13 protein-coding genes are annotated in these 13,524 nt (G+C 60.6%); 11 read left to right on the forward strand and 2 right to left on the reverse strand.

Going from position 1 to position 13,524, the window contains the following annotated elements; translation table 11 throughout:
* The first annotated feature begins 135 nt into the window (after positions 1-135).
* The 6 genes from dibA (at position 136) to HNO86_RS07940 (ending at position 6,517) form a co-directional block, all read left to right on the forward strand.
* On the forward strand, positions 136-2,049 hold the full coding sequence (dibA, locus tag HNO86_RS07915; RefSeq protein WP_175376446.1) for a phosphodiesterase DibA: 1,914 nt from the start codon (positions 136-138) through the stop codon (positions 2,047-2,049).
* A 358-nt stretch (positions 2,050-2,407) separates the two neighbouring features.
* Positions 2,408-2,590, forward strand: a complete 183-nt coding sequence (gene oscA / locus HNO86_RS07920) for a sulfur starvation response protein OscA (RefSeq protein ID WP_007975618.1) — start codon at positions 2,408-2,410, stop codon at positions 2,588-2,590.
* Between the two features lie 80 nt (positions 2,591-2,670).
* Positions 2,671-3,684 carry a sulfate ABC transporter substrate-binding protein gene (locus HNO86_RS07925; protein WP_175376447.1) on the forward strand — a complete coding sequence of 338 codons (1,014 nt, stop codon included), beginning with the start codon at positions 2,671-2,673 and terminating at the stop codon, positions 3,682-3,684.
* A gap of 134 nt (positions 3,685-3,818) precedes the next feature.
* Positions 3,819-4,637 (forward strand): sulfate ABC transporter permease subunit CysT, encoded by an 819-nt coding sequence (cysT, locus tag HNO86_RS07930; RefSeq protein WP_175376448.1) that lies wholly within the window; start codon positions 3,819-3,821, stop codon positions 4,635-4,637.
* A gap of 13 nt (positions 4,638-4,650) precedes the next feature.
* Positions 4,651-5,523, forward strand: coding sequence for a sulfate ABC transporter permease subunit CysW (gene cysW, locus HNO86_RS07935; RefSeq protein ID WP_175376449.1), 873 nt, complete (start codon positions 4,651-4,653; stop codon positions 5,521-5,523).
* Positions 5,524-5,527: 4 nt separating this feature from the next.
* Complete coding sequence (locus HNO86_RS07940) at positions 5,528-6,517, forward strand: sulfate/molybdate ABC transporter ATP-binding protein (protein ID WP_175376450.1); 990 nt, start codon at positions 5,528-5,530, stop codon at positions 6,515-6,517.
* Positions 6,518-6,633: 116 nt separating this feature from the next.
* Here the strand turns inward: HNO86_RS07940 and HNO86_RS07945 are convergent, their stop codons facing one another.
* The gene (locus HNO86_RS07945; protein WP_175376451.1) at positions 6,634-7,155 is read right to left on the reverse strand and encodes a DUF962 domain-containing protein; all 522 of its coding nucleotides are present in this window, start codon (positions 7,153-7,155) and stop codon (positions 6,634-6,636) included.
* An 85-nt stretch (positions 7,156-7,240) separates the two neighbouring features.
* On the opposite strand from HNO86_RS07945, the gene HNO86_RS07950 reads away from it, so the two are divergent.
* Complete coding sequence (locus tag HNO86_RS07950) at positions 7,241-7,927, forward strand: Crp/Fnr family transcriptional regulator (protein ID WP_175376452.1); 687 nt, start codon at positions 7,241-7,243, stop codon at positions 7,925-7,927.
* A gap of 171 nt (positions 7,928-8,098) precedes the next feature.
* Here HNO86_RS07950 and HNO86_RS07955 read toward each other — a convergent pair whose 3' ends face one another.
* Positions 8,099-9,103 carry an AraC family transcriptional regulator gene (locus HNO86_RS07955; RefSeq protein WP_175376453.1) on the reverse strand — a complete coding sequence of 335 codons (1,005 nt, stop codon included), beginning with the start codon at positions 9,101-9,103 and terminating at the stop codon, positions 8,099-8,101.
* A gap of 101 nt (positions 9,104-9,204) precedes the next feature.
* Between HNO86_RS07955 and HNO86_RS07960 the strand changes: the two genes are divergently transcribed.
* The 4 genes from HNO86_RS07960 (at position 9,205) to HNO86_RS07975 (ending at position 13,268) form a co-directional block, all read left to right on the forward strand.
* On the forward strand, positions 9,205-10,281 hold the full coding sequence (locus HNO86_RS07960; RefSeq protein WP_175376454.1) for a fatty acid desaturase: 1,077 nt from the start codon (positions 9,205-9,207) through the stop codon (positions 10,279-10,281).
* Positions 10,282-10,721: 440 nt separating this feature from the next.
* A complete protein-coding gene (locus tag HNO86_RS07965; RefSeq protein ID WP_175376455.1) occupies positions 10,722-11,303 on the forward strand; it encodes an alpha/beta hydrolase in 582 nt (193 codons plus the stop codon).
* Positions 11,304-11,350: 47 nt separating this feature from the next.
* Positions 11,351-12,253 carry a sigma 54-interacting transcriptional regulator gene (locus HNO86_RS07970; protein WP_175376456.1) on the forward strand — a complete coding sequence of 301 codons (903 nt, stop codon included), beginning with the start codon at positions 11,351-11,353 and terminating at the stop codon, positions 12,251-12,253.
* A gap of 232 nt (positions 12,254-12,485) precedes the next feature.
* Positions 12,486-13,268 (forward strand): MetQ/NlpA family ABC transporter substrate-binding protein, encoded by a 783-nt coding sequence (locus HNO86_RS07975; protein WP_175376457.1) that lies wholly within the window; start codon positions 12,486-12,488, stop codon positions 13,266-13,268.
* The last annotated feature ends 256 nt before the right edge of the window (positions 13,269-13,524 follow it).

Below are 13,524 nucleotides of genomic sequence, written 5' to 3' on the forward strand. Positions count from 1 at the left end.
TATAGGGCCCTCGATAAAGAAAAAAACAGCCGTTGCATTATCCCCATGCCCAACGAGAAAACCAGTCGCGCTTTCAGATAAGAGTGGCCCTTTGCTTTATAATCCCGGCATTTTTGTAGGGACATGGACAGTCTTATGTCTGCCAGCTATCGCGCTGCCACACGTGCAGCGTTGTTTTACTTGGTGTTTTGCGTGGTCTGGCTGCAGCTCAGCGGCTATTTATTGAACAGTTTCTTCGATGATTCCGTCGAGGCATCGCGATGGCAACTGATCAACGGTTATGCCTGGCTGCTGTTCAGTGCAGGCTTTGTCTTTTTCGCCCGCGCGCGGCTGATGCGTTGTTTGGGAGTCGCTGCCAAACAACGCGTAAATCCGCAAGATCGTGAACGTTTGCGCCAGGCAGCGGCCGTTTTCGATTGTACCCGCGAGGGCGTGCTGGTCACCGATCGTGAGGGCCTGATCGTTCACGTCAATCCGGCCTTCATGCACATCACCGGTTACCAGCGCGAAGAGGTGCTGGGCAAGCGGCCGAACCTGTTCAAGTCCGGCCGTCATTCGGCGGACTTCTACCAGGCGATGTTTGCGACCCTGGAGAGCGAAAGCGAGTGGAGCGGCGAAATCTGGAACCGTCGCAAAAGCGGCGAAATCTACCCGCAGTGGCAAACCATCCGCGTCATTCACGACGACCTGGGGCAGCGCAGCCACTATGTCGCAGTGTTCTCCGACATCAGCGCGATCAAGCATTCCGAACAGGAGCGCATGCACCTGGCGCATTACGATCCGCTGACCGACCTGCCCAATCGCCTGCTGTTCACCGATCGCGCGAAACAGGCCCTGACGTCGGCGCAGTTGCACAAACGCGGTTGCGCACTGCTGCTGATCGATCTGGATCATTTCAAGATGATCAACGACAGCCTCGGCCACACCATCGGCGACCAGTTGCTCAAGGCGGTCGCCGAACGCCTGAAGGCCATGTTCGAGCCCGGCATCACCCTGGCGCGGCTGGGCGGCGACGAGTTCGCGGTGCTGGCCGAGAACTGTCCACAGGTGGAGCAGGCGGCGGCGCTGGCCCGGCGCATCATCGACGGGCTCAAACAAGCGTTCCCCATCGATGGGCATCAGTTGTTCATCAACACCAGCATCGGCATCAGCCTGTTCCCCGCCGATGCCTTGAGCGCCGAGCAATTGTTGCGCAATGCCGATTCCGCGCTGTTCAAGGCCAAGAGCGCCGGCCGCAACGACTATGCGCTCTACACCGAGGAACTGACCGCCCATGCCCAGCAGCGGGTCGAGACCTCGTTCGAATTGCGTCATGCGCTGGACCAGGAGCAACTGCGGGTTTACTACCAGCCGGTGCACGACTTGCGAACCAGTCGCCTGATCGGCCTCGAGGCGCTGGTGCGCTGGGAGCATCCGCAGCGGGGCCTGGTGTCGCCAGCGGAGTTCATTCCGATTGCCGAGCGCACGGGGCTGATTGCCGAAATCGATGCCTGGGTAATGCAGCAGGCGTGTCGGCAGATGTGCCAGTGGCAGAAGGCGGGCAGGGGGCTGGCGTTTGTCGCGGTGAATATCTCGTCCCGCCTGTTCGCCCGTCGTGAGCTGTATGAGCAAGTGGCCAGGGTGCTGCACGAAACCGGGCTGGATCCAGCCTGTCTGGAGCTGGAAGTCACCGAAAGCGCGGTGATGGAAGACCCCGAGGTGGCGCTGGAGCAGATGTATCGCCTGCGTGAGCTGGGCGTGCAGCTGGCCATCGACGATTTCGGCACCGGCTATTCATCGCTGCTGCGACTCAAGCGCTTGCCGGTGCAGAAGCTCAAGATCGATCAGGGTTTCGTCGCCGGGTTGCCCTGGGACGAGGATGATGCGGCCATCGTCCGGGTGATCATCGCCCTGGCGCAGAGCATGGGCATGCAGGTGCACGCCGAGGGTATCGAGCAGGCCGAACAGGCGGCGTTTTTGCTCGAACATGGCAGCCAGTTGGGGCAGGGCTACTGGTTCGGCCGGCCGGTGCCGGCTGAGCAATTAGTCTGGGCACCGCAGCACCTGTAGCAGCTGGCGAAGCCTGCGTTCGGCTGCGAAGCAGTCGCAAACCCTGCCTGCGCGATCCGCCTGATCCACCGCGTGCTCTGATTTCACGACTGCTGCGCAGCCGAACGCAGGCTTCGCCAGCTGCTACAAAGATCGCAGCCTTCGGCAGCTCCTGCATTTGGAATGCATTTCCCTGTAGGAGCTGCCGAAGGCTGCGATCTTTTGATCTTCAAACCCAGTCCCGCCAAATATTTGTTTCTGGTTATATAAACATTCTTAAATAGTATTTTTAAGAATATCAGCGCCTCTCTACTATTGATTCCACGCCGCAAGCAGTGCCGCCACTGCCAGGCAATCCCATAGTCGAAGGAGCAGCACCATGAGCGCATCCCTACGTAGCGTTGACGGTCAGGACGAAGCAACCATCCTGCGTGAAATCCAGAGCGCCCTGCGCGATCTGCGTTTCGGCGCCGTGGAGATCACCGTGCACAACGCCCAGGTGGTCCAGATCGAACGCAAGGAAAAATTCCGCTTGCAGCAGCCGGGCAACAAGCCGGGCTGAGGCGAACGTAGAACCGACACCGCGATTCCAGAAATCCATAACAACTCGCCAACATAATTAGAATTCCAGGAGCTTTCACCATGTCGTCGATTCGCCACTTCGCTTTGGCCGCCCTGGCCAGCGCCCTGTTTGCCGGTTCCGCGGTTGCCAAGGACTACGAACTGCTCAACGTGTCCTACGACCCGACTCGCGAGTTGTATCAGGATTACAACGCCGAATTCGTCAACTTCTGGAAAAAGAGCAACCCTGGCGACAACGTGAAAATCCAGCAGTCCCACGGTGGTTCGGGCAAGCAGGGCCGGGCGGTGATCGATGGCCTGCGTGCCGACGTGGTGACCCTGGCGCTTGCCGGTGACATCGACGAAATCGCCAAGCTGGGCAAGACCCTGCCGGCCGACTGGCAGAAGCGTCTGCCGGAAGCGAGCACGCCTTACACCTCGACCATCGTGTTCCTGGTGCGCAAGGGCAACCCCAAGGGCATCAAGGACTGGGGCGACCTGGTCAAGAACGACGTCTCGGTGATCACGCCTAACCCGAAAACCTCCGGCGGCGCGCGCTGGAACTTCCTCGCGGCCTGGGCCTATGGCCTCAAAGCCAACGGCGGTGACGAAGCCAAGGCCAAGGAATACGTACAGACCCTGTTCAAGCACGTGCCCGTGCTGGACACCGGTGCCCGCGGCTCGACCATTACCTTCGTGAACAACGGTCAGGGCGACGTGCTGCTGGCCTGGGAAAACGAAGCCTTCCTGGCGCTGAAGGAAGACGGCGGCGCCGACAAGTTCGACATCGTCGTGCCTTCGCTGTCGATCCTCGCCGAGCCTCCGGTGGCCGTGGTCGACAAGAACGCCGAGAAGAAGGGCAACGAGCAGATCGCCGAAGCCTACCTCAAGCACCTGTACAGCCCGGCTGGCCAGGAAATCGCGGCGAAAAACTTCTATCGTCCTCGTGACAAGGATGTCGCGGCCAAATACGTCAACCAGTTCCCGAAACTGGAACTGGTGACCATCGACAAGGACTTCGGCGGGTGGAAAACCGCACAGCCGAAATTCTTCAATGATGGTGGCGTGTTCGACCAGATCTATCAGGCGCAGTAATCTTAAATAGCCACCAATGCGCCTCCGTGAGGCGCATTGCAAATGTGGGACAGAACACTGTGGCGAGGGGGCTTAACTGCCTGGTTTAACTGCAAGCCTGCTCCCAGTGATTGCTTCATCAACCAAGGACTTTTATGTCGCGTCGTATCTCCCCCGTCATACCCGGCTTCGGGCTGACGCTGGGCTACACCTTGGTGTACCTCAGCCTGATTGTGCTCATACCCCTGGCAGCGATGTTCGTGCATGCCGCTCAACTCACCTGGGATCAGTTCTGGGCAATCGTTTCGGCGCCACGGGTGCTGGCGGCGTTGAAGCTGAGCTTCGGCACCGCGCTCTATGCCGCAATCATCAACGGCATCATCGGCACGCTGCTGGCCTGGGTGCTGGTGCGCTACACCTTCCCCGGTCGCAAAATCATCGACGCGATGATCGACCTGCCCTTCGCATTGCCCACCGCCGTAGCCGGTATCGCGCTGACCGCGCTCTATGCCCCCACCGGTCTGGTCGGTCAGTTCGCGACGGATCTGGGTTTCAAGATCGCCTACACCCCTCTGGGCATCACTCTTGCCCTGACTTTTGTGACCCTTCCATTCGTGGTACGTACCGTACAGCCGGTATTGGCCGATATCCCCAAAGAAGTGGAAGAAGCGGCCGCGTGCCTGGGCGCTAAACCGCTGCAGGTGTTCCGCCACATCCTGATTCCGGCCCTGCTGCCGGCCTGGTTGACCGGTTTCGCCCTGGCCTTTGCCCGTGGGGTCGGCGAGTACGGTTCGGTGATCTTCATCGCCGGCAACATGCCGATGAAAACCGAGATTCTGCCGCTGCTGATCATGGTCAAGCTCGACCAGTACGATTACACCGGCGCGACCTCCATTGGCGTACTGATGCTGGTGGTTTCCTTCATTCTGCTGCTGCTGATCAACCTGCTGCAGCGCCGCATCGAAACCCCATAAGGAGGCGCAGAACATGTCCCAATCGTCTATTGCTGCCGCTTCCTCGGCCAACGCCGCTCGCCGTGGCAGCCCGGTGGCGCGGCGCGTCCTGATCGGCCTCGGCTGGCTGATCTTCGCTCTGTTCCTGTTGTTGCCACTGTTCATCGTGGTGTCCCAGGGCTTGAAGAACGGCATCGGTGCGTTCTTCGTCGCGATCTTTGAACCCGACGCCCTGTCGGCGCTGAAACTCACGGTGATCGCCGTGCTGATTTCGGTGCCGCTGAACCTGGTGTTCGGCGTCAGTGCCGCCTGGTGCGTGAGCAAGTACTCGTTTCGCGGCAAGAGCATGCTGGTGACTCTGATCGACCTGCCGTTTTCGGTGTCGCCGGTGATCGCAGGTCTGGTCTACGTGCTGATGTTCGGTGCCCAGGGCCTGTTCGGGCCGTGGCTGTCGGATCACGACATCCAGATCGTGTTCGCCTTGCCGGGCATCGTGCTGGCGACGATTTTCGTCACCGTGCCGTTCGTGGCGCGGGAGCTGATTCCGCTGATGCAGGAGCAGGGCACGCAGGAAGAGGAAGCCGCCCGCCTGTTGGGGGCCAATGGCTGGCAGATGTTCTGGCACGTCACGGTGCCCAACATCAAATGGGGCCTGATCTACGGCGTGGTGCTGTGCACCGCGCGGGCCATGGGTGAGTTCGGTGCGGTGTCGGTGGTGTCCGGGCACATTCGCGGGGTGACCAACACCCTGCCGCTGCACGTCGAGATCCTCTACAACGAATACAACCACGTGGCCGCGTTCGCCGTGGCGAGCCTGTTGCTGATCCTGGCGCTCTTCATCCTGCTGCTCAAGCAGTGGAGCGAAAACCGTATTAACCGCCTGCGCGCCAGCGCCGCGGAGGAATGATTCCATGTCAATCGAAGTGCGTAACGTCAGCAAGAATTTCAATGCGTTCAAAGCGCTGAACGACATCAGCCTGGACATCCGCAGCGGTGAGCTGGTGGCGTTGCTCGGCCCGTCAGGCTGCGGCAAGACCACCTTGCTGCGGATCATCGCGGGCCTTGAAACCCCGGATCAGGGCAACATCGTGTTCCACGGCGAAGACGTTTCCGGCCACGACGTGCGCGATCGCAACGTCGGTTTCGTGTTCCAGCACTACGCCTTGTTCCGCCACATGACGGTGTTCGACAACGTCGCGTTCGGCCTGCGCATGAAGCCGAAAAAACAGCGCCCGAGCGAAAGCCAGATCGCCACCAAGGTTCACGAACTGCTGAACATGGTGCAGCTCGATTGGCTGGCTGATCGCTATCCTGAACAACTCTCCGGCGGCCAGCGCCAGCGTATCGCCCTGGCCCGTGCGCTGGCGGTGGAACCCAAGGTACTGCTGCTCGACGAGCCTTTCGGGGCGCTGGACGCCAAGGTGCGCAAGGAACTGCGCCGCTGGCTGGCGCGGCTGCACGAAGACATCAACCTCACCTCGGTTTTCGTGACCCACGACCAGGAAGAGGCCATGGAAGTCGCCGACCGTATCGTGGTGATGAACAAGGGCGTGATCGAGCAGATCGGCTCACCGGGCGACGTCTACGAAAACCCGGCCAGCGATTTCGTCTATCACTTCCTCGGCGATTCGAACCGTCTGCATCTGGGTGAAGACAACCACGTGCTGTTCCGTCCGCACGAAGTGTCGTTGTCCAGGCATGAACTGGAAGATCACCACGCGGCAGAAGTGCGGGACATCCGCCCGCTGGGCGCGACGACCCGGGTGACGCTGAAGGTGGAAGGGCAGAGCGATCTGATCGAGGCCGAAGTGGTGAAGGATCACGACAGCCTGATCGGGTTGGCCAAGGGTGAAACGCTGTTCTTCAAGCCCAAGGTCTGGCAGAAAGTCGCCAACCTTTAAAAGCAAAAGATCGCAGCCTTCGGCAGCTCCTACAGTGATTTCGGTTTGGTTGCACTTTTTGTGACCGACCCAAAACCCTGTAGGGGCTGCCGCAGGCTGCGATCTTTTAAAGCGGCCTAGGCCGCCGCGCGATTCGGATTCAACCGCACCCCACCCACACGCGCCTCGATCTGCTCTTTGAGCCCCCGCCGCAACCCCAGCATGAACGCCACCTCGGCCACCACAAACAACGGCCCGACAATCAACCCGGTCACGTCATCGACAAACGCTGGCTTGCGCCCTTCGTAGTGATGCCCGACAAACTGAATCGCCCAACCCACCACAAACATCCCGACGCCGCTGCTCAGCCACACCAGCGTGCTCTGCTGGGCCAGCACATTCCCGGCCCACACGCACAGCCCCAGCAGCACCGTCATCAGCACGCCGAGGCGCCGTTCCAGGCGCAGGTAGAACCAGGCCGAGGCCAGTGACACCAGCACCGCCGGCGACAGCCAGCCACCGCCCCATTGCGGACGCGACAGCAGCACAGCCACCGCTACCACGATCAGCGGAATGCCGATGAAGTGGGTGGCAATGTTGCGTGGATCGCGGTGGTAGGCGGCGTATTGAGCGAGATGGTCAACGAGGCTTTTTTTCATTGTTATTCCTCCTGTAGGGTGACTGATCTTGCCTCGGGGGCCGTTTCCCGCTCTGTCGGCCAGGCGACAATCTCTAGGAGTTTTCATGGATAAGCAGGTGTGGCGTACGCGCCTGATGCGCGGTCAGTGGTTCAGCCATCTGCCTGTGTCCCTTCAGGATAGCCTGCTGAAGGCGGCACGCTTGCGACAGCTGACCGCGGGCCAGCGGTTGTTCCAGCGCGGCGATTCACCCTGCGGACTGTACGCGGTGCTCGAAGGCGCGGTGCGCGTCGGCTCGGTCAACGAGCAGGGCAAGGAAGCGCTGCTGAGCCTGGTGGAAGCGCCGCACTGGTTCGGCGAGATCTGCCTGTTCGACGGGCAGCTGCGTACCCACGATGCGTTTGCCGCGGGCCCGTGCACGCTGCTGCACATCCCGCAATCGGTATTGCTGGCATTACTCGAGGAACAGCCGGCGCACTGGCGGCAACTGGCGCTGCTGATGAGCCAGAAACTGCGCATGACCTTCATCAATCTCGAACAGCTGAGCCTGATGCCTGCCCCGACACGGCTGGCGCATCGCTTGCTGCTGATCGCCGAAGGCTACGGCCAGCTCGACGAGCCGCGCCGCGTCCTGCAACTGCCGCAGGAACAACTGGCTGCAATGTTGTCGCTGTCGCGCCAGACCACTAACCAGATCCTCAAGGAACTGCAGGGGCAGGGGATCATCGGGCTGAGTTACGGCGAAATCGAAATCCTCGATGCCAAGCGATTGCGGGCGTTGGCGACGATCTGAGGATTGAGGGGGTGTCAGCAGGCATTGGTGCTGACTGACATGGCCCCTTCGCGGGCAAGCCCGCTCCCACAGTGATCTGTGTGAGTCACAGTTTTGTGATCAACCCAAAACCCTGTGGGAGCGGGCTTGCCCGCGAAGAGGCCAGACCAGGCAACCCACCTTCTGGGTCCGTCAGCGCAACCCATCCCGAAACTGCCCCGGCGTCATCCCGGTCCAGCGCTTGAACGCCCGGCTGAAGCTGCTGGTATCGGCGAAGCCGAGCAAATAGCTGATCTCACTCAACGAACATTGCGGATCGCGCAGGTGCAGTAGCGCCAGGTTTTCGCGGCTTTCGTTGAGCAGGGTATCGAACCGGCAGCCCTCATCCGCCAGATGCCGTTGCAGGCTGCGCAGGCTCAGGTGCAGTGCCTTGGCGATGTGCTCGGCGCTCGGTTCGCCTTCGGGCAGTTGTTCCTCGATGGCATCGCGCACCTTGCGTTCCCAGGTCAGCGGCTTGAGTTGCGCCAGGGTGCGCTTGAGCACGGTTTCGTTGTGTTCGGCCAGCTCCGGGTTGGCGTCGTCCAGGTGGCTGTCGAAGTCGATCAGGGCAAATTCCAGGCGGTCCTCGCTGGCGCCAAAGTGCACCGGCGAGCGCAATACCTTGTGCCACTGGTGCGAATCCGCTGGTTCCGGGCGGCGCAGGTACACCGCCAGCGGTGCGTAGTCGCGACCCAGGCGATTGCGGCAAGTGCGCACGTAAATGGCGGTGAAGGCGTCGATGGCTTCGAAGGCCGGGGCGAGATTGCCCGGGGGGATTTTCAGGCGGAACAGGTAGCGGTCTTCGGCGCGGGTCAGCTCCAGTTCCAGGGCATCGCTGACCACCTGGTGATAACGCACGATGCGCTCGAACACCTCGCGCAAACTGCCGCTGGCCACCAGCGCATAACCGAGTGCGTGGAAGGTGGTGGGGCTGACGAAACGCGAGACGCGCAAGCCGATCGCCGGATCGCCGCTCGCCTGCACCGCCAGCTCCCACAGCCGCGTGGTGCCGGACAACGGATAGCGGGCGTTGGGGTCGTCCATAAGCTGCGGGTCGAGCCCGGCCTGTCGGCACAGTGCGTTGCTGTCCAGGCCCAGGGCATCGAGTTGCTTGCGCAGGGCGCGGGTCCAGCTGGCGAGGGAGGTCGGTTCAGTCATGCTGATTGGCGCTTCCGGTCAACAGGTTGGCGTTCACGGCTACCGCTGCACGAAGGCGCAGCGATCAAGATGCGAACCATCAATAACCAGAGGATGGAAGCATGGACCGTACTTCTGCAAGTCCCCAGCGACTGAATGCTGCACAGCGATCGGCGCATATTCGTGAAGTGGTGCTGGCCAAGGGCGTCGAACTGCGCGAGCGCTACCCGATTCTCAAGCATCAGGACGCCCTCGGCGCCGGCATTCTGACCTTCGCCCTGGCGGGGATGATCGGGTCGGCGGCGCTCTACATCAATGGGTATCTGGCGTGGTGGGCGTGCCTCTTGTTCAACGCTTTCTTCGCCTCGCTGACCCACGAGCTGGAACACGACCTGATCCACAGCATGTACTTTCGCAAGCAGCGGGTGCCGCACAACCTGATGATGGGCCTGGTCTGGCTGGCGCGGCCGAGCACCATCAACCCGTGGATTCGCCGGCACCTGCATCTGAACCACCACAAGGTGTCCGGCACCGAAACCGACATGGAAGAGCGGGCGATCACCAATGGCGAGCCCTGGGGTTTTGCGCGGCTGCTGATGGTCGGCGACAACATGATGTCGGCGTTCATCCGCATGCTGCGGGCGAAAACCTGGGCGCATAAATTCAGCATCATCAAGCGCGTGCTGAAGGTCTACGCGCCGCTGGCGCTGCTGCATTGGGGCGCGTGGTATGTGTTTCTCGGCTTCCATGCGGTCAATGGCATCGCGCATCTGATGGGGGCGCCAATCGAATGGTCGGCGATCACGCTGTCGGTGATGAACGTGATCGACATCGCCGCCGTGGTGATTATCGGTCCCAACGTGCTGCGCACCTTCTGCCTGCACTTCATCAGCTCGAACATGCACTACTACGGCGATGTGGAACTGGGCAACGTGATCCAGCAAACCCAGGTGCTCAACGCTTGGTGGCTGTGGCCGCTGCAGGCGTTCTGCTTCAACTTCGGCAGCACCCATGGCATCCATCACTTCGTGGTGAAAGAGCCGTTCTACATCCGCCAGATGACGGCGCCGGTGGCGCATGAAGTGATGCGCGAGATGGGGGTGCGTTTCAACGATATCGGCACGTTCGCCCGGGCCAACCGGTTTACCCGTAAGGAGGTCCCGGAGTCTCGGCAAATGCAGGCAACAACGATCAATTAAGCCAAAACACGATCCCTGTAGCAGCCGGACGCAGGCTTCGCCAGCGGCTACAGGTGTTGTGTGCCCGGAAACTCAAACGGAAAAATGACAGTCATCAAGTTGACCCAAAGAGTCGGTAGGGTTGATGCATGTGGGCCGGGGAGGGTTTAAGGAGATATGCGATTTGGGCCTAATAAAGTAATTAAATATTCCTTTATTAGATAACCAATATCGCCAATCATCGGACCACAGTTGTTGCAACACAGCTGGCAGTTTTGAGTTTCCGGGGCCGTCTCCTTGGCAGGGTGCGGTCCCTTTTTTTTACCTGAAGGAAATACCGCTCCCACATTTGATTGTTGTGTTATTCCTTATTTGTCTTAATAAATAGCTTCTTATTCCTTAACGAATATAACTCTCCTCCCTATACTCGTCCGGGAACAGACACGCAGGAGAGCTCCCCCATGCGCAACGAATCAATTCGCTACCTGATTGTGCCGGGCTGGCAAGGATCGCCAGAAGATCATTGGCAAAGCCACTGGCACCACAGCCTGCCGAACAGCGCGCGGGTGGAACAGGCCGACTGGCTGACGCCCCGTCGTGAAGACTGGGTCGCGGCGTTGGCCGAGGCGATTGCCGCCGACAGCACGCCGGTGATTCTGATTGCCCACAGCCTGGGCTGCATCACCGTCGCCCATTGGGCCGCCACCGCGCCGCTGCCGATGCTGCGCCAGGTGCACGGGGCGCTGCTGGTCGCACCGGCCGACGTCGAGCGCCCTGCCTGCGCGCCGGCCTTGCGCAACTTCGCGCCGATTCCCACCGACCTGCTGCCGTTCCCGAGCCAGGTGGTCAGCTCCGACAACGACAGCGCCATCAGCGCGCCCAGGGCTCTGGAGCTGGCGCGTCATTGGGGCGCCGAAGCGGGGATTCTCGCCGGTGCCGGGCACATCAACGTGAAGTCCGGGCATCGGCGCTGGGAGCAGGGCTTCGCCTATCTCTATCGCCTGCAGAACCGCATGGAACATCACGCCCTGCGCCGCGCCTAAACCTTTCAACGCCCCCGTCTCCCGGCGGTTTTGGGCGGGAGACTGCCATGAGTTTTGAAATCTTCGGTCAGCCGCTGCTGACCTTCCCCGACGCCGAAAAAAGTCCCCTGAGCATCCGCGCCAAGGCGCTGGTGTTCGTCGATCCACGCTCGCGGCAATTGCGCCAGGAGCTGGAGCAACTGGCGCCGCGTTCGATTTCAGTGCTGATCCGTGGTGAAACCGGTACCGGCAAGGAGTTGCTGGCGCGGCATATTCATCGCGCCAGCGATCGCGGCGGATTGTTCGTCTCGGTCAATTGCGGGGCGATCAGCCCGACCTACGCCGACGCCGAATTGTTCGGCTATGCCGCCGGCAGCTACAGCGGCTCGGCCAGCAGTCGCGCCGGCTGGTTCGGCTCGGCCAATGGCGGCACGCTTTATTTGGATGAGATCGGCGACCTGCCGCTGCCGATCCAGATCAAGCTGCTCGCGGCGCTGGAAAATCATGAAGTCACCCGGGTCGGTGCGCACCAGCCGAGCCCGGTGGATGTGCGCCTGGTCGCCGCCACCAGCATCGACCTGGCCCAGGCGGTGGCGGCCGGCAAATTCCATGAACGGCTTTATCACTACCTCAGCGAAGGGCAGCTAGAATTGCCGGCCTTGCGCGAACGGGTGGGGGACATTCTGTCGTTGGCCGAATACTTCCTCGGTATCTACAGCCAGCGCCTGGACCTGCCGGTGCCGCTGATCAGCGAAGCCGCGCAGCAGGTGCTGGAGCAGCACAGCTGGCCGGGCAATACCCGGGAGCTGGAGAACGTCATTCACTTCGCGCTGCTGGTCAGTACCGGTGACGAGATCTTGCCGGAGCATCTGAACCTGCCCGAGCTGCACACGCCGCTGGAACAAAAGCTCCTGCACCTGCTGCGCAATGGCACGCCCGCCGAAAAAGCAGCGCTGCAACAATTCCTGTAGGAGCGAGCTCGCCCCCACAGGTTAAAGCCACAGGTTGAGGGTGGGGCAGGTGTACGTGGAACACGCGTGCCAGAGCTGTATGAACAAAATGGAATATGAACGTGAATAAAAGATATTGTTCGGGAATAAAAAATCCCGGTATCTTCCGCGTCACGCCAGCGATAGCACATCACTGGCACACGTACTGTTAGCCGTCGCCACGAGCGACCGTGATTTTCGATAAGGACACTGCATGAAAAAGGTTCTGTTGTTCACCGCACTGGCGGCGGCCCTGACCGCGGGCCTGGCCCAGGCTGGCGAGAAACTGGTGGTAGCGGCGACCCCGATTCCACACGCCGAGATTCTGGAACTGATCAAGCCAACCCTCGCCAAAGAAGGCGTGGACCTGGAAATCAAAGTCTTCACCGACTACGTCCAGCCAAACGTGCAGGTCGACCAGAAGCGTCTGGACGCCAACTACTTCCAGACCCTGCCGTACCTCAAGAGCTTCAACGAAGGCAAAGGCACTCACCTGGAAACCGTGATCGGTGTTCACGTTGAACCGTTCGGTGGCTACTCGAAGAAAGTCAAAACCCTGGCCGAGCTCAAAGACGGCGCGACCATCGCTATCCCGAACGAAGGCAGCAACAGCGGCCGTGCGCTGATCCTGCTGCAGAAGGCTGGCCTGATCGAGTTGAAAGACCCGAAAAACGCCCTGGCCACGCCAAAAGACATCGCCAAGAACCCGCACAACTTCAAGTTCAAGGAACTTGAGTCCGCCATGCTGCCGCGCGTTCTGGACCAGGTCGACCTGGACATGATCAACACCAACTACGCGCTGGAAGCCGGCTTGAACCCTGCCAAAGACGCGCTGGTGATCGAAGGTTCCGACTCGCCGTACGTGAACTTCCTGGTGGCCCGTCCTGACAACAAGGACAGCGACGCTATCCAGAAACTGGCCAAAGCCCTGACCAGCCCGGAAGTCAAAGCCTTTATCGAGAAGAAGTACAACGGCGCGGTACTGCCAGCGTTCTGATTCGCCCGGTAAACCTTTTTGCAGTTTCCAACGCCGACGGCTGATATAGCGTCGGCGTTTTTTATTGTGTTGAGGGGATGCTGTGGTGAAGAGGATTTCTGTGGTGAGTGCTCTGCGCAGGTTAATCATTCACAAAAAGCCTCAAGAAGCCTTCGCCTTCAACGCCCTGCGTAACGCCACGAGCAACTTGAGAAAGTCCTGCTTGCTCATCGGTTGCGGCTCTTTCACGTCTGCCATTTTTCTCTTCCTTGTGATG

This window comes from Pseudomonas sp. C1C7, assembly GCF_013359595.1.
Classification (GTDB): domain Bacteria; phylum Pseudomonadota; class Gammaproteobacteria; order Pseudomonadales; family Pseudomonadaceae; genus Aquipseudomonas.